Annotated in this window: 20 protein-coding genes; 8 read left to right on the forward strand and 12 right to left on the reverse strand. The window is 69.5% G+C overall.

From position 1 onward, the window contains the following. Positions 1-62: 62 nt before the first annotated feature. The 3 genes from GIY23_RS21995 (at position 63) to GIY23_RS22005 (ending at position 2,771) form a co-directional block, all read left to right on the forward strand. Positions 63-1,871: an NAD(P)/FAD-dependent oxidoreductase gene (locus GIY23_RS21995; RefSeq protein WP_154078390.1), complete on the forward strand. Its 1,809-nt coding sequence runs from the start codon at positions 63-65 to the stop codon at positions 1,869-1,871. A 54-nt stretch (positions 1,872-1,925) separates the two neighbouring features. Beyond that, positions 1,926-2,306 (forward strand): LapA family protein, encoded by a 381-nt coding sequence (locus tag GIY23_RS22000; protein WP_154078391.1) that lies wholly within the window; start codon positions 1,926-1,928, stop codon positions 2,304-2,306. Positions 2,307-2,441: 135 nt separating this feature from the next. Next, on the forward strand, positions 2,442-2,771 hold the full coding sequence (locus GIY23_RS22005; RefSeq protein WP_154078392.1) for a YnfA family protein: 330 nt from the start codon (positions 2,442-2,444) through the stop codon (positions 2,769-2,771). 11 nt (positions 2,772-2,782) lie between these two features. On the opposite strand, the gene GIY23_RS22010 is transcribed toward GIY23_RS22005, so the two are convergent. Both GIY23_RS22010 and GIY23_RS22015 read right to left on the reverse strand, forming a co-directional pair. Next, positions 2,783-3,202 (reverse strand): hypothetical protein, encoded by a 420-nt coding sequence (locus tag GIY23_RS22010; protein ID WP_154078393.1) that lies wholly within the window; start codon positions 3,200-3,202, stop codon positions 2,783-2,785. A gap of 448 nt (positions 3,203-3,650) precedes the next feature. Continuing rightward, entirely contained in the window at positions 3,651-4,304 is a 654-nt protein-coding gene (locus GIY23_RS22015; protein ID WP_154078394.1) for an HAD family hydrolase, read from the reverse strand. Between the two features lie 239 nt (positions 4,305-4,543). Between GIY23_RS22015 and GIY23_RS22020 the strand changes: the two genes are divergently transcribed. Further along, a complete protein-coding gene (locus tag GIY23_RS22020; protein WP_228717443.1) occupies positions 4,544-6,556 on the forward strand; it encodes a PhoX family protein in 2,013 nt (670 codons plus the stop codon). A gap of 30 nt (positions 6,557-6,586) precedes the next feature. Here GIY23_RS22020 and GIY23_RS22025 read toward each other — a convergent pair whose 3' ends face one another. Further along, positions 6,587-7,069, reverse strand: a complete 483-nt coding sequence (locus tag GIY23_RS22025; RefSeq protein ID WP_154078396.1) for a MarR family winged helix-turn-helix transcriptional regulator — start codon at positions 7,067-7,069, stop codon at positions 6,587-6,589. Between the two features lie 103 nt (positions 7,070-7,172). Between GIY23_RS22025 and GIY23_RS22030 the strand changes: the two genes are divergently transcribed. From GIY23_RS22030 to GIY23_RS22040, 3 genes are all read left to right on the forward strand, one after another. Beyond that, positions 7,173-8,402 (forward strand): FAD-dependent oxidoreductase, encoded by a 1,230-nt coding sequence (locus GIY23_RS22030; RefSeq protein ID WP_154078397.1) that lies wholly within the window; start codon positions 7,173-7,175, stop codon positions 8,400-8,402. 224 nt (positions 8,403-8,626) lie between these two features. Beyond that, on the forward strand, positions 8,627-10,702 hold the full coding sequence (locus tag GIY23_RS22035; RefSeq protein ID WP_154078398.1) for a PhoX family protein: 2,076 nt from the start codon (positions 8,627-8,629) through the stop codon (positions 10,700-10,702). A gap of 91 nt (positions 10,703-10,793) precedes the next feature. Next, complete coding sequence (locus GIY23_RS22040) at positions 10,794-11,480, forward strand: SDR family oxidoreductase (RefSeq protein WP_154078399.1); 687 nt, start codon at positions 10,794-10,796, stop codon at positions 11,478-11,480. Between the two features lie 78 nt (positions 11,481-11,558). On the opposite strand, the gene GIY23_RS22045 is transcribed toward GIY23_RS22040, so the two are convergent. The 3 genes from GIY23_RS22045 to GIY23_RS22055 form a co-directional block, all read right to left on the reverse strand. After that, complete coding sequence (locus GIY23_RS22045; protein WP_154078400.1) at positions 11,559-12,896, reverse strand: amidohydrolase family protein; 1,338 nt, start codon at positions 12,894-12,896, stop codon at positions 11,559-11,561. A 32-nt stretch (positions 12,897-12,928) separates the two neighbouring features. Continuing rightward, the gene (trmB, locus tag GIY23_RS22050) at positions 12,929-13,573 is read right to left on the reverse strand and encodes a tRNA (guanosine(46)-N7)-methyltransferase TrmB (RefSeq protein WP_222850398.1); all 645 of its coding nucleotides are present in this window, start codon (positions 13,571-13,573) and stop codon (positions 12,929-12,931) included. A gap of 108 nt (positions 13,574-13,681) precedes the next feature. Beyond that, positions 13,682-14,254: a hypothetical protein gene (locus GIY23_RS22055; protein ID WP_228717444.1), complete on the reverse strand. Its 573-nt coding sequence runs from the start codon at positions 14,252-14,254 to the stop codon at positions 13,682-13,684. 233 nt (positions 14,255-14,487) lie between these two features. On the opposite strand from GIY23_RS22055, the gene GIY23_RS22060 reads away from it, so the two are divergent. After that, positions 14,488-14,955 (forward strand): universal stress protein, encoded by a 468-nt coding sequence (locus GIY23_RS22060; RefSeq protein ID WP_228717445.1) that lies wholly within the window; start codon positions 14,488-14,490, stop codon positions 14,953-14,955. Between the two features lie 288 nt (positions 14,956-15,243). Here GIY23_RS22060 and GIY23_RS22065 read toward each other — a convergent pair whose 3' ends face one another. The 6 genes from GIY23_RS22065 to GIY23_RS22090 form a co-directional block, all read right to left on the reverse strand. Next, entirely contained in the window at positions 15,244-15,972 is a 729-nt protein-coding gene (locus GIY23_RS22065; protein ID WP_323847462.1) for a hypothetical protein, read from the reverse strand. Beyond that, positions 15,969-16,955 (reverse strand): ABC transporter ATP-binding protein, encoded by a 987-nt coding sequence (locus GIY23_RS22070; protein ID WP_154078404.1) that lies wholly within the window; start codon positions 16,953-16,955, stop codon positions 15,969-15,971. Before GIY23_RS22070 ends, GIY23_RS22065 begins: the two co-directional genes overlap by 4 nt. Before the next feature lie 252 nt (positions 16,956-17,207). Continuing rightward, complete coding sequence (locus GIY23_RS22075) at positions 17,208-17,993, reverse strand: HAD family hydrolase (RefSeq protein WP_228717446.1); 786 nt, start codon at positions 17,991-17,993, stop codon at positions 17,208-17,210. A 57-nt stretch (positions 17,994-18,050) separates the two neighbouring features. Then, the gene (locus tag GIY23_RS22080; RefSeq protein ID WP_228717447.1) at positions 18,051-19,349 is read right to left on the reverse strand and encodes an NAD(P)/FAD-dependent oxidoreductase; all 1,299 of its coding nucleotides are present in this window, start codon (positions 19,347-19,349) and stop codon (positions 18,051-18,053) included. A 139-nt stretch (positions 19,350-19,488) separates the two neighbouring features. Then, positions 19,489-20,145 carry a response regulator gene (locus tag GIY23_RS22085; RefSeq protein ID WP_154078405.1) on the reverse strand — a complete coding sequence of 219 codons (657 nt, stop codon included), beginning with the start codon at positions 20,143-20,145 and terminating at the stop codon, positions 19,489-19,491. 29 nt (positions 20,146-20,174) lie between these two features. Then, positions 20,175-21,353 (reverse strand): sensor histidine kinase, encoded by a 1,179-nt coding sequence (locus GIY23_RS22090; RefSeq protein ID WP_228717448.1) that lies wholly within the window; start codon positions 21,351-21,353, stop codon positions 20,175-20,177. Between the last annotated feature and the right edge of the window lie 292 nt (positions 21,354-21,645).

Consider the following 21,645-nt stretch of genomic DNA (forward strand, 5'->3'; position numbering starts at 1 on the left):
CATGAACGCGGCGGGGACGGCGTGCGGCCGGATCTTCCGCCCTCGTGCACAGGAGGTGGCTCGTGAGCCAGACGCTGGAACGAACCGCGGCCGGGACACGGGTGCAGAACTGGCTGTCCGAGTTCGAAAGCGCCCTCTCCGCTCGTGATGCGGAGCGCGCGGCGTCGCTGTTCGTCGAGGACTGCTACTGGCGGGACCTCGTGTCCTTCACCTGGAACATCAAGACCGTCGAGGGCCGTTCCGAGATCGTCGACATGCTCCGCGCCACCCTCGAGAACACCGATCCGGGCGGCTTCGCCCTCACCGCCGAGCCGACCGAGGCCGACGGTGTCACGGAAGCGTGGATGTCGTTCGAGACGGCGGTCGGTCGCGGCACCGCGCATCTGCGGCTCGTCGACGGGAAGGCGTGGACGCTGCTGACGGTCCTCGAGGAGCTCAAGGGCTACGAAGAGGCGATGAGCGAGCGGCGGCCGAAGGGTGTCGAGCACGGTGCGAACCCGGACCGCGTCAGCTGGCGGGATAGCCGGGAGCAGGAAGAACAGGAACTCGGCGGCACCCGCCAGCCCGAGGTCGTGATCGTCGGCGGCGGGCAGGGCGGCATCGCGCTCGGCGCTCGACTCCGCCAGCTCGGCGTCCCGGCGATCATCGTGGAACGCAACGAGCGGGCCGGGGACTCGTGGCGCAACCGGTACAAGTCGCTCGCTCTGCACGACCCCGTCTGGTACGACCACCTGCCGTACATCAAGTTCCCGGACAACTGGCCGGTGTTCTCGCCGAAGGACAAGATCGGCGACTGGCTGGAGATGTACGTCAAGGTCATGGAGATCAACTACTGGTGCTCGACGACCGCGTTGAGCGCAAAGTACGACGAGAACGCCGAGCGCTGGGAACTCGTCGTCGACCGCGATGGCACCGAGACGACCTTGCGACCCCGCCAGCTCGTGTTCGCGCTCGGCGTCTCCGGTAAGCCGAACGTACCGACCTTCCCGGGACACGAACGCTTCCGAGGCGACCAGCACCACTCCTCACAGCATCCCGGACCGGACTCCTACGTCGGCAAGAAGGCCGTGGTGGTCGGCTCGAACAACTCCGCGCACGACATCTGCGCGGCGCTGTGGGAGGCCGGGGCCGCGGAAGTGACGATGGTGCAGCGCTCGTCCACGCACGTCGTGCGCTCCGAGTCGCTGATGGAGCATGCGCTCGGCCCGTTGTACTCCGAGCAGGCCCTCGCCTCCGGGATCGACACCCGCACGGCGGACCTCATCTTCGCCTCACTGCCGTACCGGATCATGAACCGGTTCCAGAAGCCCGCCTACGACACCATCCGCGACCAGGACTCCGAGTACTACGACCGGCTCGAACAGGCGGGCTTCGACCTCGACTTCGGCGACGACGACTCCGGGCTGTTCATGAAGTACCTGCGGCGTGGGTCCGGCTACTACATCGACGTCGGCGCGGGGGAGCTCGTGGCGAACGGAGACGTCGAGCTCGCACGTGGACAGGTCTCGGAACTGACCGAGACCGAGGTGGTGCTCGACGACGGCACGCGTCTGGAGGCCGACCTCGTCGTCTACGCCACCGGCTACGGGTCGATGAACGGGTTGGCCGCCGACATCGTCGGCCAGGAGGTCGCGGACAAGGTCGGCAAGGTGTGGGGCCTCGGCTCCGAGACCACCAAGGATCCCGGACCGTGGGAGGGCGAGGAGCGCAACATGTGGAAGCCCACCCAGCAGCGGGGACTCTGGTTCCACGGCGGCAACCTGCACCAGTCGCGGCACTACTCGCTGTTTCTCGCATTGCAGCTCAAAGCCCGTATGGAAGGCGTTCCGACACCGGTGTACGGCCTGCAAGAGGTCCACCACACGTCGTGACACGAAACATCCCGCCTGATCGGGTCCGGCGGCCTGATGTCTCACAATGCACCTATGACGAACAACGAGGAACCGACCGGCCACAGCGAGCCCGTGACGGAGGAGTCGGGCGGAGGCGTCGTGCCCGAGACCGGCGGGGAACTCGAACCGGCAGACGCGGAACGCGTCGAACCGGAGCAGCCGCAGAAGCTCGCCCACACCCGCACCGCCGGTACCTGGGCCGCCGTCGTCGTGGCGACCGTGACGCTGATCGTGCTGCTCGTGTTCATCCTGCAGAACCTGCAGACGACCTCGGTGACGTTCCTCGGTCTGACCGGTGACCTGCCGGTCGGGGTCGCGCTGCTGCTCGCCGCTGCGATCGGCGGCCTGCTGGTGGCGCTCGTCGGCGCGGCACGGATCCTGCAGCTTCGTCGCACCGCCCGCAAACCACGCTGACGGCTCCGCCGGGCCCTCAGGCCGACTCGGTGCGACCGAACGCGAACAGCCGTTTGGGCGAGCCGGATCATCCCTGTCGCTGGACCCGCACTGCGTCCTGAGCGGCGACGGAGGCGGGGTTTCTAGACTCGGGCAGTGACGGTTCTACGGTCGATCATTCTGTTCGCCCTCGCGGCTCTGGCCGAAATCGGCGGCGCGTGGCTGGTGTGGCAGGGCGTGCGCGAGCACAAGGGCCTGTTGTGGATCGGCGCCGGGGTGCTCGCGCTCGGCGCGTACGGGTTCGTCGCGACCTTGCAGCCCGAGGCGCACTTCGGGCGCATCCTCGCCGCCTACGGCGGGGTGTTCGTCGCGGGGTCGCTGCTGTGGGGTGTGGTGGTCGACGGCTTCCGCCCCGACCGGTGGGACCTGGCCGGAGCGGTGATCTGTCTCGTGGGAGTCAGCGTGATCATGTACGCGCCGCGATGACGAGCGGCGGCTCAGTTCGACGTGAACTGTGCCGGGCCGTGCGCGAACAGTGCCCGTCGCACCGCGCAGACGATCGCCTCCACCGGCGGGTGGTGGCGCTCGGCGTCGCGCTCGCGAAGCCAGCGGACGGTGTCCAGGGAGTCCGGGGGCGCCGGAAGCGGTACTTGCTGACCGGAGCCCAGCACGCGCACGTCGAGGGTGCGAACGTCGTCGGGCAGGCGATACGGGGAGCCGATCGGTTGGGTCAGAAAGATCCACTCGTCGCCGTCCTGGATCACGGCGCCGGGCAGCAGGTGCAGGGACAGAATTCGGTCGACCTCGACCGCGAGGTCCGCGGGCATGCAGACGGCGCTCGTCGCTTCGTCGAGTACGAGTGCGGGAGATCGATCGATGTCGTCAACGGAGGTGCCGTCGGGGTCCATAAGCCTCACCCTGCCTCGCTCGGCGACTCTCGGAATCGGGGCAAGTACCTACACGACTACCTAGGTTGAATCCTATTCACGTTCTGTGTGTCCGTATTCGCGGAACGTAACACAGCAATCGAGACTCACCTCACCACTGGGCGTCCGACACACCGTGCGAACCGCGGCCGACGCGCCACGTGCTCGGTACCGCCGGTCTCGTCTCCCCGACGGTCGAGGAGGTCCCCGCCCTGCCCGCGGAGGTCATGGTGCTGACGGTACCGATCAGCCCGGACGAGCAGCGGCAGGTGCTCGACCAGATCCGGACCAGCGGTCACACCAACTCGTGGAACCGTGGGGGTGGCAAATTCGCGCGAATTTGCCACCCCTCTGTCCACAGGCGGCGGAGTTGTCCACACTCGGATGGGGTGGTCACCACGCTGGCGCCGCCTGCCAGCAGCTCTCAACCCGCGACCACTCACGTGAGCGCCCGGACCGCCCCCGGAAGTTCCGCGAGGGCACCGAGCACCCGGTGGACGTCGCGCAACGCGTGCTCGGCGGGCGGGAAGTGCGGGTTGGGCACCGCGAACACCGTCATGCCTGCGGCCACGGCCGCGCGCAGGCCGTTGCCGGAGTCCTCGACCGCGACGCACTCGGCCGCGTCGACCCCGAGTCCGCGCGCCGCGTCCAGGTACACGTCCGGCGCCGGTTTCCCCGCGCCGACCTGCTCGCTCGACACCGCGTACCGGACCGTCCCGGCAAGGTCGGCGACGTCGAGGAACGTCTGGATGATCCGGGCAGGGGCCGAACTGGCGATCGCGACCGGACACCAGCGAGCGATCTCGGTGACGGTCTCGGCCGCGTCCGGAAGCAGGGGCGGCTGCGTCTCGTAGCGCTGCGCCATCCGGTCGATCACGCTCTCGGCCGCCGCGTCGGCGGAGAGGTCGGCACCGAGGTCCTCCACGAGATACCGCGACCACTCGGGCGTGGACATCCCCATCATCACCTCGGTCGCGCCGTCGGCCCACTGCCCGCCGAACTCGGCCACGACGTCGCGCCGGATTCGGTCCCAGAGCTGCTCCGAGTCGACGAGCACCCCGTCCAGATCGAAGATCACCGCGGTAGGTCGCACGTCTCGATCGTAGGCGTTCGGCGCGCGATTCCCGCCGACGGAGGCATGCACAACGAGTCCAGCACCCCGAGAGGCTTGCCCCTGGCCAGTACTCGGCTATCGGCAGCCCATCCGAGAGCACTGCGCCATTCGGGTCAATCGCGGTGACGACATCTCGCCGGACGCCTCTCGACGCTCCCGGTCACGCGCGGGATGTGATGCCATGTCGGCTATTCCGGACGAGACCCTCGGAGGCTGCGGTGTCCAGACGACGCGACGCGCGAATTCCGTTACCCCTGCTCACCGGCCGGCGAGCGAGCGTGACTTGCCGCTACCGCTGTGGCGACCAGTGCTCGCACCAGCCGCCGAACCCGACGACGAACGCCTACTTCGGCGACATCGTGCAGCAGGTGATCGACCGTCGGTCGCTGCTCAAAGCCGGTGCGGTGGTGACCGTGACGGGCGCGGCGACAGCGGGCGGCCTCACGAGCGCGGCTGCCGCACCCCCAGCGCGGCCCGGACGGCCGGGCAACGGACTCGACTTCACGCCTGTCGAGCCGAACACCGAGGACGCGGTCGTCGTCCCCGAGGGCTACCAGCAGAAGATCGTGCTGCGGTGGGGCGACCCGATCCTGCCGGACGTCCCGGAGTTCGACTTCGACGCGCAGACGCCCGAGGCGCAGGAACGCCAGTTCGGCTACAACAACGACTTCTGCGCGGTGCTGCCGCTCGACAACCGCGGCGACCGCGCGCTCATGGTCAACAACCACGAATACACCACCGAAGAGTTCCTGTTCCGCGGCTACGACGAGGACAACCCGACCGAGCAGCAGGTCCGGATCGCGTGGGCCGCGCACGGCATGTCGGTCGTCGGGCTCGACCTCGGCGACAACCCGCCCCGCGTCGTCCGCGACGACGAGCACAACCGGCGGATCACCCTGCACACCGAGTTCGAACTACGGGGACCGGCCGCGGGCAGTGACCTGCTGACCACCCCCGCCGACTCCGAGGGGCGCCGCTCGCTGGGCACCATGAACAACTGCGCGGGCGGCGTCACCCCGTGGGGCACCGTCCTGTCCGGCGAGGAGAACTTCCACTTCTATTTCGCCAACGCCGATCAGGTCTCGGACCCCACGACGCGGGAACGGCTCGCCCGCTACGGACTCGAAGGCGGCGCCAGCGAACGCAAGTGGGAACGGTTCGAAGCCCGCTGGGATCTGACCCGGCACGTCAACGAGCCCAACAGGTTCGGCTGGATCGTCGAGGTCGACCCGTACGACCCGCAGTCCACCCCGGTCAAACGCACCGCGCTCGGCCGGTTGAAGCACGAGGGCGCGAACCTGCACGTCACCAGGGACAAGCGGGTCGTGGCCTACATGGGCGACGACGAGAGGTTCGAGTACCTCTACAAGTTCGTCGCCGACAAACGCATGAAACCCGGCCGCAGCGCCCACGCTCGCAGGCACAACAGGACGCTGCTGGACGAGGGCACCCTCTACGTCGCGAGACTCACCGGGGACAGCGCCGACGAGATCGACGGCAGCGGCTCCCTGCCCTCCGACGGTGAGTTCGACGGGGTCGGCGAGTGGATCCCGTTGGCGCACAACGACGAAAGCTTCGTCGACGGCATGAGCGCCGAGGAGGTCTACGTCTTCACCCGCCTCGCCGCCGACAACGCAGGAGCCACGAAGATGGACCGGCCGGAGGACGTCGAACCGCATCCGCACACCGGCAGGGTCTACGCCGCGCTGACCAACAACGGCGACCGGGGCACCGAGGGCGAGGCACCCGCCGACGAGGCGAACCCACGCAACGCCAACAAGCACGGCCAGGTGCTCGAACTCGACGACGACCACACGGGCACCCGCTTCACCTGGCGGCTGCTGCTCGTCTGTGGCGACCCGGAGGACCCCTCGACCTACTACGGCGGGTTCGACAAGTCGCAAGTCTCGCCGATCACCTGCCCGGACAACGTGACCTTCGACCGGCACGGCAACCTGTGGATCTCGACGGACTCGTCGGCGGCGCTCGGGTTCAACGACGGGCTCTATGCGGTCCCGTTGGAAGGGGACGAGCGCGGACACGTGCAGCAGTTCCTCAGCGTGCCGCGCGGTGCCGAAGCGTGCGGGCCGGTGCTGCGGGACGACTTCACGCTCGTCTCCGCGCAGCACCCGGGTGAGGTGGACGGCGCCGACGCCGACAACCCCGCCTCGAACTGGCCGGACAGGGGTGACTCGCGACCCCGGCCGTCCGTCGTCGCGGTCTGGAAGTAGTCGACGGGGCCGTGGTGGCGCCGCGGCCCCTCACTCCGGTGGTGCGGGTGAGGCGTTCGTGAACGCTCGGGTCCGGTCCACGACCTCCGCGAGGAATCGCAACACCGTGTCGGCCGTGTCCTCGTCGAGTTCGGACGTCACCTCCCCGATCGCGGTCAGCAGTGGACTCAACGCCGTGAGCACTTCGGTTCGTGCGGATTCCGTCGTGTGCAGCGTGACCCGACGCCGATCGGTCGGGTGCCGCGAGCGTTCCACGTGGCCGGCCGCGACGAGCCGGTCCACCAGCACCGTCGCCGAGGCCGAGCGGATGCCGAGCCGGTCGGCGAGTTCGACGACGCCGGGCGCGGCCGGTGCGGACACGAGCTGATCCACCGCGGCGACGTCGGTCGTGCCCACTCCCAGCCTGCCCGCCAACGCCCTCTCGACCTGCGGTTGCAGCTGCATCAGGCCGCGCAGCGCCGAGGCGATCTCACGGTCGATCGGGCGGGGTTCCGTAGGCCTCGCTGACTGCATGAGCGGATGATACGGGAGGCATTGCCTAGATTATCTAGCTAAATCCGCCAGCCTGTCCTACTGTGTCGCTAGGTAGTTAGATAGTCTAGCGATCGGGTGGGCGATGAACGACAGGGACGACACCAGCCGCTGTGTGGTCGTCGGTGCCGGGCCGGGCGGGATGCTGCTCGCGTATCTGCTGGCCCGAGCCGGAATCCCGGTCACACTGCTGGAATCCCAGCGGGACTTCGACCGCGACTTCCGGGGCGACTCCCTGCATCCGTACACCCTCGAGCTGCTGCACACCCTCGGGCTCGCCGACGATCTGCTGCGACGCCCGCACTTCCGGGCCCGGAACTTCCGGTTCCACACACCGGTCACCACCTTGACCCTGACGGACTACGGCAAAGTCCGCTCCCCGTTCAACTACGTGGCGCTCATGCCGCAAGCGCGGTTCCTCGACTTCATCGCGGGCGAAGCGGCGACTCTTCCCACGTTTACGCTGCGCACAGGATCGAAAGTGACGGGACTGCTGGAGGACGGCGGGCGGGTGTCCGGCGTGCGGTACCGCGACGAGGACGGCGAGCACGACCTGCCCGCCGAGCTCGTCATCGGCACGGACGGGCGGTTCTCGAAGGTTCGGCGACTCGCCGGAATGCGTGCCGAACCGCTCGGCGCCACCACGGACATCCTCTGGTTCCGGCTGCCACGCCGCGACACCGACCCGGCGGAGGCAGACGTCGACCTGTACTTCGGAGCGCACCACTACGTCGGCCTGCTCGGCAGCCCGCAGACGTGGCAGGTCGGGTACTCGTTACCCAAGGGCGACTACCCGGAGGCGAAGAAGCGCGGGATCGAGCCCATCCGTCGGTTTCTCCGAGAACACGTGAGCTGGCTCGCCGACCGAGCGCACCTGCTCGACGACTTCGGCCGGACGACGCTGCTGTCGGTGGACATCTCCCGTGTCCCGACCTGGCACCGGGACGGCCTGCTGCTGCTCGGTGACGCCGCGCACGTGATCTCGCCGGTCGGCGGCAACGGGATTCTCATGGCCATTCAAGACGCGGTGGCCTGCGCGAACAGGATCGTCCCCGCATGGCGGTCCGGGTCGGTCACCGAGTCCGACCTCGCCGCGATTCAAGCCGACCGCGCACCGGCGATCAGGCAGGTGCAGGCTGACCAGGTGGCGGTGGAGCAACGCCTCGCCCGGGCCCGTGAGCGAGGTCGGCCGATCTCGCCGCCTTCGCTGCTGAAACTGCTCGCGGCCGTGCCGGGTGTCCGTGCACGCAACGCGCGCAAGAACGCCTACGGCCCACACCCACCTCGCCTCGACCTCGCGTTGCTGGACCGTTGAGGTCTCGCTCCGTAGTCATCTCCGGGCGAGGCGTACCCGAAAGGTGCTAAAGAGAAGACGTGTGACGACTCCACGTCATGATTTTGACCGGTGTTCACCTGCTGGTCCCGGAAACATCGCTCCGCCTGCATAGCCTCGCGGCGTTCCCGACACGGCGCCCCGACACGGGCGGCGCCGGTCCCGCGTGAGCCGAGGCTCCGCGACCACCGGACCTGGAGGACCACGTGCCCACCCACTCGGACGACGCACGAATCGTGCCGCTTCCGCTGCTCGCCCACCACTCCGCCGCCCGCTCCTCGGTCACCTGCAAGTACCGGTGCGGCAACGCCTGCGCCCACGACGCACCGAACACCTCCGGAAACGAGTACTTCGGCGACATCGTCGACTCCGTGCTCAGCCGCCGCGGCGCGCTCAAGGCGGGCGCTGTCCTCGCGGCGACCACCGGCGGCGCCGTCGCGTTCAGCGGTTCCGCCGCCGCAGCGCCGGCTCCGGGGGACTCGTCTCCGGACAACTCCTCTTCGGGCGCCGCACCGGGGACCGACTTCGACCCGGTCGCCCCGAACACCGAGGACCGCGTCGTCGTACCGGAGGGCTACGCGCAGAACGTCGTCATCCGCTGGGGTGACCCCGTGTTCGACGAAGCACCGGAGTTCGACCTGAACAACCAGACCGGCGCCGCGCAGGAAAAGCAGTTCGGCTACAACAACGACTTCGCCGCACTGCTCCCCCTCGACGCGAGCGGGAAACGTCACCTGCTGGTGTGCAACCACGAGTACACCACCGAGTCGCACATGTTCCCTGGCTACGACGAGAACAACCCCACCGAGGAACAGGTCCGGGTGGCATGGGCCGCACACGGACTGTCCGTCGTGCACGTCGACGCCGACCTGCGCGAAGGGGGCCTCACCCCCGCGACCAGCAAGTACAACCGCCGCATCACCCTCAACACAGAGTTCGAGATGCGCGGGCCTGCGGCGGGAAGCGACCTGCTCAAGACCTCCGCCGACCCGAGCGGCACGAAGGTGCTCGGCACCCAGAACAACTGTGCGGGCGGCGTCACCCCCTGGGGCACGGTGCTCTCCGGCGAGGAGAACTTCCACCAGTACTTCGCCAACGCCGAGGGCGTCACCGACCCCGCCGCCAAGCAACGACTCGACCGCTACGGGTTCAGCGGCACCGCAAGCGACCGCAAGTGGGAACGCTTCGACAAGCGCTGGGACATCTCGCAAGAGCCGAACGAGCCGCACCGCTTCGGCTGGATCATCGAACTCGACCCGCACGACCCGCGCTCCACGCCGGTCAAACACACCGCGCTCGGCCGCTTCAAACACGAAGGTGCGACCGTCCACGTCGCCGACGACGGCCGCGTCGTCGCCTACTCCGGTGACGACGAACGGTTCGACTACCTGTACAAGTTCGTCTCCGACAAGGCGATGAAGCCGGGACGCAGTTCCCGCGCGCGGCGCCACAACATGGCGCTGCTCGACGAAGGCACCCTCTACGTCGCGCGGTTCACCGGCAACAGCCCCGAATCCGAGATCGACGGCAGCGGGAAACTGCCCGCCGACGGCGCTTTCGACGGCACCGGCGAATGGCTCCCGCTCGCGCACAACGACGAGAGCCTCGTCGAAGGCATGAGCGCCGAGGAGGTCTACGTCTTCACCCGCCTCGCCGCCGACAAGGTCGGGGCCACGAAGATGGACCGGCCCGAGGACGTCGAACCGAACCCGACCAACGGCAAGATCTACTGCGCGCTCACCAACAACACGAACCGCGGCTCCGAGGGCAACGCCGGAGCCGACGAGATCAACCCGCGTGTGGGCAACAAGCACGGCCACATGCTCGAACTCGACGACGACCACACCGGCACCACGTTCGGGTGGAACCTGCTGCTGGTGTGCGGCGACCCCGGTGACCCGTCCACCTATTTCGGCGGGTTCGACAAGTCGCGGGTCTCGCCGATCTCGTGCCCGGACAACGTGGCCTTCGACCGGCACGGCAACCTGTGGATCTCCACCGACGGCAACGAGCTCGACTCCAACGACGGGCTGTTCGTGGTGCCGGTCGACGGGCCGGAGCGGGGCCACGTCAAACAGTTCCTCACCGTTCCGGTCGACGCGGAGACCTGCGGTCCGGTGATCAACGACAAGCTTGTGACCGTCTGCGTGCAGCACCCGGGCGAGAACGACGAGGGGCTCACCTCGCACTGGCCCGACGGAGGCACTTCCCACCCACGCCCGGCCGTGGCTGCCGTCTGGCGCGACGACAACGGCACGGTCGGCGAGATCGGCCGCCGCTGACGGCTGACAGCAAGGGAACCTTCCTGTCATCAGTGACCGGAAAGTTCCCTTGCTGTCATCGACCGTGTCGCGTGCGGCTACGGTGCGGCGCATGACTTCTCGACCGACGGCACTGGTAACCGGGGCCTCGCGCGGCATCGGCATCGAGATCGCCCGAAACCTCGCCGAGACCCACGACGTCCTGCTCGGAGGCCGCGACCCCGCGGCTCTGGACGCCGTGGCCTCCGACATCCCCGGGGCGCGCTCGTGGCCGGTGGAACTCACCGACGACGCAGCAGTCCAGGAGGCCGCCGCCGACGTCGACCGCCTCGACGTGCTGGTGCACAGCGCGGGGACGGTCGAGCTCGGGACGCTCGCCGAAGCCGGGACCGACTCGTGGCGGCGAACGTTCGAGCTCAACGTGTTCGCCGTCGCCGAGCTGACCCGCGCACTACTGCCCGCGCTCCGCGCCGCACAGGGCCACGTCGTGCTCGTCAACTCCGGCGCCGGTCTCGGCGCCAAGCCGGGGTGGGGCTCCTACGCGGCGAGCAAGTTCGCGCTGCGCGCCTACGCCGACGTGCTCCGTGCCGAGGAGGCCGAGCACGGGGTCCTGGTGACCTCGGTGTTCCCCGGTCGGGTGGCCACCGACATGCAGCGCGAGGTGCGCGCGTCCGAAGGCGGCGAGTTCGAGGCGGCGCGCTACCTGCGGCCGGAGACGGTCGCGAGCACCGTCGCCTCCGCCGTCCGAACCCCCGCCGACGCACACGTCACCGAGATCGTCCTCCGCCCCCGGAACTAGCCCTCCGGGCTTGTGGACAACTCCCTCCGCCTGTGGACAGAGGGGTGGCAAATTCGCGCGAATTTGCCACCCGGCGGATCAGGGGCGGAGGCGGGAGGCGGCGGTGCGGGCCGCGGCTTGCACGGAGCGGCGGTCGACGCGGCCGGGCTCCGCCTCGTGGAGGACCTCCTCGCCCGCGACCCACACGTCCCGGACACAGCGGGAGCCGGCGGCCCACACCACGTTCGCGATCACCTGGTCGTCCGGCGCGTCGAGGCCGGTCGCGAACGCCGGGTTGTCGACGTCGAGATGTACCACGTCGGCCCACCGCCCGGCTTCCAACGCCCCGATGTCGTCGCGGTGCAACGCCTCCGCACCACCGCGCGTCGCCGCGAGCAACGCCCTCGGCGCGGGCAGTGCCGTGGCGTCCTGCGTCGACATTCGGGCGAACATGCCCGCGAGCTGCACTTCCTCCCACAGGTCGAGGTCGTCGTTGCTGGACGGCCCGTCCGTTCCGAGCCCGACCGGAATCCCGGCCGCGAGCATGTCCACCAACCGGGCCGTGCCGGAGGCCAACTTCGCGTTCGAGCCCGGACAGTGCGCCACCCCAGTCCCGCGCCGCGCGAACAGCGCGATGTCGTCGTCCGAGAGGTGCACCGCGTGCGCCGCGAGCACCCGCCCGTCCAACACACCCAGCTTGTCGAGCAGCTTCGGCACCGAACCGAACTGTTCCCGCTGCGCCGTGTCCTCGCCGGGCGACTCAGCCACGTGCACCTGAACCAGCGCTCCGCGCGCCTGGGCCGCTTCCCCGACCGCCCCCAACGCCTCGGTCGGCAGCACGTACGCCGAATGCGGCCCGTACCCGAGCTCCACCCGGTCGCCGGCCCCGAACCGGAGCCCGTCCGCATCGATCCACCGGCTGATGCCCGCGATCATGTCCTGCCAGGTGCCGAGCCCGGCGAGATCCGGAACGTCCAGCACGCCGGGGGTGAGCACGATCCGCGAGCCCACCGACAGCGCGGCCTCCGCGATCGCCTCACCGGGGAAGTACATCTCGGCGCTGGTCGTGACCCCGGCGCGCAGCATCTCCACGCACCCGAGCTCCATCCCGACTCGGACGTCGGCGTGACGCAGCTTCGCCTCCGCAGGCCAGATCACCTCCTGCAGCCAGCGCATCAGCGGCAGATCGCCGCCCATCCCGCGGAGCAAGGTCATCGGGCTGTGCGCGTGCGCGTTGACCAGCCCCGGCATGAGGATCCCGCCGCACTCGCGCACTCGTGTCGTGTTCGGGCGCGGCGGGGCCTCGTCGCGCGGGCCGCAGAAGAGGATCCGGCCGTCGGTGTCGATGTCGAGGACCGCGTCCCGGATCACCGAGCAAGTGTCGTCGCAGGGCAGGGCGAGCGGGGCGTGCAGACGCAGTGCAGACATGCCTCGCATTCTGCAACACGGCTCCCGCCGTACCGGCGGCCTCAGTCCCGGACGTACAACAGGTCGTGCACGACGCGGCCTTCGTCGTGGGCACGGTTCTCGAACTTCGTCACCGGCCGCCACTCCGGTCGCGGCGCCCAACCGCCGGGAGCGTCGGCGTGGAGGTTGCGCAGAGCCGGTTCCGCCTCGCACACCTCGAGCATCTGCTCCGCGTAGTGCTCCCAGTCGGTGGCCAGATGCAGGATGCCGCCCACGGCGAGCCGCGAGGCGATCAGTTCGACCGTGCGGGGCTGCACGAGCCGCCGCTTGTGGTGCCGCTTCTTCGGCCACGGGTCCGGGAAGTAGATGCGCACCTCGGCGAGCGCACCCGGCTCGACATGCTGTTCCAGCAGCACCGTGGCGTCGCCACGCAGCACGCGCAGGTTCCGGACGTCGAGGTTCTCGGCGCGCAGCATCAGTTGCGCGAGGCCTGGCTTGTAGACCTCGACCGCGAGATGGTTGGCCTCGGGCCGGGCCGCGGCGAGCTGAGCGGTCGTCTCGCCCATGCCGGAGCCGATCTCCAGCACGAGCGGAGCATCGCGCCCGAACCAGCCGTCGGTGTCCAGCCGACCCGGTGGCAACGCGGAGACATCGTCACCGAGTTCGGACCAGTGACGGTCCCACGCGCGTTGCTGTCCTGCGGTCATCCGCTCGCCGCGCTGCACGTAGCTGACGACGGCACGAGGATGCGGAACCTGCTGGTCGGGTGTGCTCACAGGGACCCAGTATCGCAAACGCGAGTGATCGGTCCCCGCCTACCAGGACTCGATCCACGGCAACGCCGAGAGCAACCCGTCGGCGCCGTTCACCGGAACCGGCACCGGCCGGCGCCCGTCGTGCGCGGCGAAGGCGTTCGCCCAGCCCGGGTGTTCGTCGGTGAGCACGACGGTGGTCGGTTCGATCAGCGGCGCGCGGTCGGACGGGCCGTACTCCCAGTACCCGCTCTGGCCCGTCTCCACCCAGGGGACGAAGAACCAGCCGGCTCGATCACCGAGCACGGCGTGCAGCTCGTCCTCGACGGCGAATCCGGCGGCCCGGGACGGCAGCAGGCCCCGGTCGAGCGCGGTGAGCCACCAGGGTGCGGGCAGCGGCCTGCCCGACCGCCCGAGCTTGCGGAACAGTGTGAGCACCTGCTCCTCCGGAGCGCGGTGAACCCAGCCCGTGCGCAGCGACGCGGGGGACCGGCCTTCGTGGACGAGCGGATGCACCTCGGTGGCCAGCGACCATTCCAGTCTCGGCAGCGGTTCGAGCTGTACGTCTCGAACGCCGCTGCATCGTGGCGACGGGATCGGACGGCGGTCGGCGGGTCGTTCGGTGGAACGGATCACAGCTCACCCATCTCCGGTCGAGAACAGTGCGAGCGCACCAGAGGGTGCCCCGGTACGCGTGCCCCAGAGCAGCGTTGATTCGGGACAACAACCTCTACTAGTTCAATAGCACGGCGCGTCCGTTTCATTACCGAATGCGGTCAATTTGTGTCTCACGTCACAAATTTGCTACGGCTGTGCGGCACTCTGGAGATCCACTCGACAGCACCGCACGCCCGCCTGAGAGTGGAGACGTGTCGGAACGGATACAGCAGCGAGTGGAGATCGACGGCGGTGTCGCGGTCGGCGTCGACGGATCGGCGTCGTCGCTGCGCGCACTCGAACTCGCGGCGGAGGAGACGCGGCGTCGCGGTACGACGCTGCACGTCGTACGTGCCTGGAGCATGCGCACCGTGCCGCGGCCTCCGGACTGTCCGCCGGGAGCGACCCCGACCATCGACGAGTACGAGACGTCGGTGACCGACACCCTCCGGCACGTCGTCGAGACGGCGATCGGCACCGAGCCGGGCTTTCCCGTCGAGTACCACGTGGCGCATTCGCCGTCGCCGCAAGCGTTGCTGTCGGCGTCGCGCGGCGCGCACGTGCTGGTGGTCGGGCATCGGGGCCGCGGCGGATTCTCGGGGCTCATGCTCGGTTCGGTCGCCGAGCAGTGCGTGCGCCACGCTGCCTGCCCGATCCTCGTCGTCCGCCCCTCGTATTAGTGCGAACGGCACTTTCGCCCCGTCACACGAGGCGAGAGTGCCGTTCGCTCCGTTGCTCGAAGTGAATGAACCTGCCGTTCGCCTCACGTGATGGAGCGAGCACAAGGGCCCGGGCCGTCCCCCGAATGACAGCCCGGGCCCTCCCCCGTCCCGACCGCGGACGCCCCCGAGCGCCGTGCAGCCGGTCGTTTTCTGTTGTGCTCCGGCGAAGGATCGACGTCCCGGCGGAAAGTACCGGTGATCTTAGCCGGTGTCGTGATCAGGCCCTTCGTCGGGTAGTGATCGTTTTCACGCGTCGCGGCGGTGCGCGACGACGGCGGCGACGATCCACAACGCGACGGCCACGCCGAGCACGTAGCACAACGAGCCCCAGGGGCCCAGCACCGCGTCCGGCGCTGCACGGCCGAGGAAACGGTCGAGTGCCGTGAACGGCAGCCATTCCTGAATGGTCGTGCCGATCTCCGGAATCAACGCCACGAGCGATTCCACCATCATCGACCACACGAGCAGGATCGTGACCGCGCCCGCCGTCTGGCGCACGAGCGTTCCGACGGCCAGCGCCATGATCGCCGCGACGGCGAACACCGCGCCGACACCGGCGACCTGCCGCCACTGCTCCGCGGTGGTCAACGCCAGCTGCGAGTCCGTCGACACCACGGCGGAGACCGCCAACGAACTGAAGGCGACGAGCAGCCCGAGGACCAACGCGAGACCCGTGACCACCGCGGCCTTGGCGAGCAGGACGGCGAACCGGTTCGGCATCGCCTGGAACGAGGCCCGGATGGTCCCGAAGCGGTACTCGGTCGTGATGGCCAGCGCCGCCATCACCATGACGACCATCAACCCCAGCTGGGCACCCGACTGCGTCATCGGGACGGTGACCGGGCCGTCGCTGTACGCGGCGAGCATCCCCGCGTACCCGCTGGTGAGCCCGAGCGCGAGAACGAGACACCACCACGGGGAGCGGGTGGAGAACAGTTTGATGCGTTCGACGGCGAGCAGTGCCACGCCGGTCACCTCCTCGCCGCACTGAGTGCGGCCTGCTCGTTGCCGCCGACGGCGGGCTGATCGGTCGTTGCGGGCACGGACCCGCCGGTCCGGTAGTCGACGGACTCACCGGTGAGTCGCATGAACGCCTCTTCGAGCGAGCCGCGCCGGGTGGTGAGTTCGTGCAGCACGATGCCTTCGCGGGCGGCGACCTCACCGACCTGCTCGGTGGAGCCGACGGTGACCACGAGCGTGTCGTGCGGTGCTTCGTCGTCGCGATGACCGGACAGTCCTTGTGCGGCAACGCATTCGAGCAGCCGCGCGGCCTGTGGCGAGCGCACCCGCACGGAGGTTTCTCCCGCGCCGTCGACGAAGTCGTCGGTGCTGCACTGGGCGATGAGCTCGCCCCGTCCGATGATGACGAGATCCTCCGCGGTCAGTGCCATCTCCGAGAGCAGATGGCTGGAGACGAACACCGTGCGCCCCTCGGCGGCGAGGCTCTGCATGAAGCGGCGGATCCAGTGGATGCCTTCCGGGTCGAGTCCGTTGACCGGTTCGTCGAACAGCAGGACCTCCGGGTCACCCAGCAGCGCGGCGGCGATACCGAGCCGTTGCGCCATGCCGAGTGAGTAGCCGCCCGCGCGGCGGCCGGCCACGTCGGAGAGCCCGACGATGTCGAGGACCTCGTCGACCCTGCGGTTCGGCAGCCGGTTCGACCGCGCCAACCACCGCAGGTGCGAGCGCGCGGAACGGTTCGGATGAACCCACTTGGCGTCCACCAGTGCGCCCACCGTCCGCAGTGGATTCTTCAGCTCCCCGTACGGCCGTCCGTTGATGTGCACGTGCCCCGCGGTGGGCCGGTCGAGACCGAGCATCATCCGCATCGTCGTCGATTTCCCGGAACCGTTCGGCCCGAGGAACCCGGTGACCTTGCCCGGCTGCACGGTGAACGACAGGTCGTGCACGGCGAGGGTGTCCCCGTATCGCTTGGTGAGGCCCTGCGCCTCGATCATGTCCCCTCCTGGCGTCGTGGGCGGAGCTCGGCCGCCGGCGTTCCAGATCAGCGTGCCGTCAGACCCCTGTCGGGCGCGTCGCCCCGAGGTCTCGACCCGGGTCCGCTCGAAGTCGTAGTTCCGTCGGCCCCGGGTCGGGGATCACACCTCGGGGAGGTCCCTGACAGGCATCTGGGAGCGGGCCACCGTGCCGCGGCTGGTCGCGTACGAGGCGTGCCCCACGGGCACAACTGCCGGTTCCCGGACGCGCGCTCAGAACCAGCGGGAGAGCACGTCGGCGAGACCGTCCTGTTCGACCGCCGGTGCGATCTCGTCCGCCACGGCGTGCACGGACGCGGGGCCCTGCGCCATCGCGATGCCGTGCGCGGCCCACGAGACCATCTCCACGTCGTTGTCCCCGTCACCGATCGCGAGGGTGTCCTCGCAGGGGATACCGAGTTCGGTGCGCAGCTTCTCCAGCGCGGAACCCTTGGTCACCCCGTCCGGCACGACGGTCACCCACGGTTCGTAGTGGTCGATGGTGCGGTGGCAGCCGGGCAGGTCGAGGGAACCCACCACCGCCAGCGTCTCTTCCGGCGTGTGCTCGGCCCAATGCGCGATGAGCCGGGGAGTCGGGCGCTCGGCGAGTTCCGCCCGGCTCACGACCCGTGTCTCGCCGGTGAGCGTGCCTTCCGGGAAGGGCGCGGTGACCAGGGAGCCGACCCCGACCAGTTCGGCAGCGAACAACGCGCCCGGAAGGTGCTCCGCGAGACGGGCGCACACCGGGCCCGGGTCGAAGGTCTCGACCGCGACGGGTTCGCCACTGGCGGCGTCCAGCCGCACGGCCCCGTTCGAGCACAGGGCGACGCCGCTGGTCAGGTCCAGCTCCCGCAACACCGGCACGGTGCCGAGCATCGACCGGCCGGTGGCCAGGACGACGTGCGCGCCGCTGTCGGCGACCCGACGGACCGTGTCCCGCACCGGCGGGGAGATCGTCCGGGTCATCGGGTCGAACAGGGTGCCGTCGATGTCGATCGCGACGAGTCGGGGAATGCGCACGTCGTGCACGGTAGCCGGGGCGACGTCCCGCGCGCCGCATCGTGCGGCGAAGCGCACTCAGCCGGCGAGCCCGTCCAGGTCCACTTCGGGGTCGGCCAGCGTCTCCGCAGGCACCGGCTTGCCGGAGCGGATCAGCCGTTCGACGGCCTCGCCCGCGTCCCACACGTTGACGTTCATTCCCGCGAGCACGCGAGACGTGCTGTCCTGCCAGAACGCCACGAACTCGCGCGCACGTTCCGCGCCGCGCACCACGACCTCGTACGCCGCCCCCGGCGGCACGTGGCCTCGGTACTCCATGCCCAGGTCGTACTGGTCACTGAAGAAGAACGGCAGGTCCGTGTACTCGGTGCGATCGCCGAGCGCGTTCGCCGCGGCCACCGCGGGCTGGTTCAACGCAGTCGCCCAGTGCTCGACGCGAACCCGCGTGCCGAGCACCGGGTGCTGCACGTTCGCGATGTCACCGACTGCGAGCACGTCCGGGTCGCTCGTGGTCAAGTGCGCGTCGACGAGCACCCCGTCCTCCACGTCGAGCCCGGCGCGCTCGGCGAGCAGCGTTTCGGGGCGTGCGCCGACGGCGACGAGGACGCAGTCAGCCGAGACCTCACCGTCGCCGAGGCGGACACCGGTGACGGCACCGTCGTCGGTGATGATCTCCTCCACGGTCGCGTCCGTTCGCAGGTCCACACCGTGGTCGCGGTGCAACTCGGCGAACACGGACGCCATCCGAGGCCCGAGCGGCCCGAGCAACGGCGCGCTCGCCGCCTCCACCACCGTGACCGGCAGACCACGCCCCCGCGCGACGGCGGCGGCTTCGAGCCCGATCCACCCGCCGCCGATCACGACGACCGCGCTCGCCGAGTCCCAGCTGCTCCGGAGCCGGTCCGTGTCGGCGACGCGGCGTAGGAAGTGCACGCCACGCGCGTCGGTGCCCGGGACGTGCAGCCTGCGCGGACGGGACCCGGTCGCGAGCACGAGCTTGTCGTAACCGAGCACCGAACCGTCGGCGAGCACGACCTCGTGGCTGCCGGTGTTCACCGCGTCGGCACGGACGCCGAGCTGCACGTCGACGTCGTGCTCGTCGTACCACTGTCCGGTATGGACGGTGAAGTCGTCGGGGGTGCCGTTGCCCGCGAGGTAGTCCTTCGACAACGGCGGTCGCTCGTAAGGCAGGCGCTGCTCCTCGCACAAGAGGATGACCGGGCCGTCCACACCGCGCGCACGCAGCGCCTCGGCGGTTTTCGCACCGGCGAGTCCGCCGCCGATCACGAGGTACGCAGGCATGTCGCCCCTTCCGACCATCGGCTTGCCGCGAGCGTACTGCTCGCGCGGATCCAGCGCCGCACCAACGCAGATCACCCCGCACCCTTCAGATGTCCTAGCGGAATGAGCCATCGTCTCTTGTCAGCGCGGAGCCGCTGAGCACTCACCACGTACGCAACCCGACCACCCGCCACCCGACCCACCCGAACCAACCAGCCCGCCCACCCCGTGAGCCTCATTCGTGGCCCGGGCGGACGAGGCCGGTTTCGTAAGCTAGGACGACGGCCTGCACCCGGTCCCGCAGGTCCAGTTTGGACAGGATCCGGCCGATGTGGGTCTTGATCGTCGCCTCGGACAGGAACAGCTTGCCGGCGAGCTCGGTGTTCGAGAGCCCCTTCGCCACCAGTATCAGCACCTCGCGTTCGCGCTCGGTGAGCACGTCGAGCACCGAGGCGTCCCGCAACCGGCCGGCCGAGTCACCGAGGAACCGGTCCAACAGCCTGCGCGTCACGCTCGGCGACACCACGGCGTCCCCACTGGCCACCGACTGCACCGCCGCGACGAGGTCAGCGGGCGGCGTGTCCTTGAGCAGGAACCCGCTCGCCCCGCCCCGCAAGGCGGCGAGCGCGTACTCGTCGAGGTCGAACGTCGTCATGACCAGCACTTTCGCGGTCTCGTCCGCGACGATCCTGCGGGTCGCCTCGACCCCGTCCAGCACCGGCATCCGCACGTCCATGAGGACCACGTCCGGGCGCAGCTCCTCCGCGAGCGTGACCGCCCGCTCGCCGTTCTCCGCCTCGCCGACGACGTCGAGCCCGTCCTGCGAGTCGAGCACCATTCGGAATCCCATGCGCATGAGTTCCTGGTCGTCGACGAGCATCACCCGAACCATCGGCTCACCCTATTTCGCCTGTCCGGGCCTCACCCGGATGCCACACGCACGCCGTCGAGCGGGAGCACCGCGTGCACGCGCCAGCCACCCTCGTCGGCCGGGCCCGCCTCGAGCGTTCCGCCGTAGACCGTGGCGCGCTCCCGCATCCCGATGAGGCCGTGGCCACCCGAGCCGTCCTCCGCCGCGCGGCGGGTTCCGTCGTCGAGGACCTGGACGTCGATGCGGTGGCCGTCGTTGCGGACGATCACCGAGGCGCTCGCCGCCCGGCCCGCGTGCCGCAACGCGTTGGTCAGCGACTCCTGCACGATTCGGTAAATGCTCAACCCGAGACCGGTCGGCAGGTCGTCGAGCTCGCCGTCGACCTCGACGGTCACCGGCAGACCGAGCGAACGCACCCGGTCGGCGAGCTCACGCACCCCGGCGGCGTTCGGCTGCGGACTGCGGCTCTCACCCGGCTCTTCGGAATTGCGCAGGACCGCGAGCAGGTGGCGCAGTTCGGCCAGCGCCGCACGCCCGGTGTCGCCGATCGTCGTCATCGCCTGCTCGGCCAGTTCCGGCTTCTTGCGCAGTGAATAGGTGGCGCCGTCGGCCTGGGTAACCATGACACTCACCGAGTGCGCGAGGACGTCGTGCAGCTCGCGAGCGATCCTGTTGCGTTCCTCGGCAACGGCGATCCGCGCCTGTTGGTCCCGCTCGAATTCGACCGCACGGAGCCGCTGTTCCACCGCCTCGTGGTGTGCGCGGCGAGCACCGACGAACTCACCGAGCACCCAGCACACCGCGAAGAACAGGATGCCCATGGCGACACCGACGGGAATGGCTCCACGTGCCTGTTCCGGCGTGTGCAGGATGAGCTTCGCCGGATACAGGACGAGCAATGCCGCGACGTAGGACGCACCACCGATCCGGCCGTGCCGGGAGACCAGTGTGTACAGGAACACGGCCACGGCGATGTCGGCGGCGAGCCGGACCGTGTTGCCGAAGGTCACGATGCTCAGCGCATATCCGGCGAGTACCACGTACGCGGCGGGGACCGTCGCGGTACGCCGCACGACCATCGGCACCACGAGCAGTGCGGTGACCAGGAAGAACCAGAAAGGCGAGCGCGCGTGGGCCGACAGGACCACCTCGAGGAACAACAACAGCAGCGCGAGGGCGCTGTCCCCGGCGATCGGACGGGACCGCAACCACAGGCTGAGTCTCTGCACGTCACGAGCCTACGGGCCCGCTCGTGCCAGGGCGTCATCCCGAGGGGGTCAGCCCACTCCGACCGAGGTCGTAGGCAGTGACCCGGGGAGGCTCACTTCGCGGGCGAACCACTCCCTTCTTGTCAGCGGCGGCCCCGGCCTGGCGAGCGACAACCTGCAACGCCGGAGCTTCTCATCGTGCTCGGGCCGAGCACGCGAGACCATGCCCTGACGGGCATCAGAACCAGAGCACAGACAGGCTCTCAGCGCCCTCCTTCCGAGGACAGCGTTTTCGCAGCGTAGGCCGCTACTC

Origin of the sequence: Allosaccharopolyspora coralli (genome assembly GCF_009664835.1) — a bacterium.
Taxonomy (GTDB): domain Bacteria; phylum Actinomycetota; class Actinomycetes; order Mycobacteriales; family Pseudonocardiaceae; genus Allosaccharopolyspora; species Allosaccharopolyspora coralli.

Excerpts from the sequence above, each read along its gene's own strand:
- GIY23_RS22000 (WP_154078391.1), top strand. The coding sequence starts at position 1,926 with ATGACGAACAACGAGGAACCGACCGGCCACAGCGAGCCCGTGACGGAG.
- GIY23_RS22025 (WP_154078396.1), bottom strand. The coding sequence starts at position 7,069 with ATGCAGTCAGCGAGGCCTACGGAACCCCGCCCGATCGACCGTGAGATC.
- GIY23_RS22030 (WP_154078397.1), top strand. The coding sequence starts at position 7,173 with ATGAACGACAGGGACGACACCAGCCGCTGTGTGGTCGTCGGTGCCGGG.
- GIY23_RS22040 (WP_154078399.1), top strand. The coding sequence starts at position 10,794 with ATGACTTCTCGACCGACGGCACTGGTAACCGGGGCCTCGCGCGGCATC.
- GIY23_RS22045 (WP_154078400.1), bottom strand. The coding sequence starts at position 12,896 with ATGCGAGGCATGTCTGCACTGCGTCTGCACGCCCCGCTCGCCCTGCCC.
- trmB (WP_222850398.1), bottom strand. The coding sequence starts at position 13,573 with ATGACCGCAGGACAGCAACGCGCGTGGGACCGTCACTGGTCCGAACTC.
- GIY23_RS22070 (WP_154078404.1), bottom strand. The coding sequence starts at position 16,955 with ATGATCGAGGCGCAGGGCCTCACCAAGCGATACGGGGACACCCTCGCC.
- GIY23_RS22085 (WP_154078405.1), bottom strand. The coding sequence starts at position 20,145 with ATGGTTCGGGTGATGCTCGTCGACGACCAGGAACTCATGCGCATGGGA.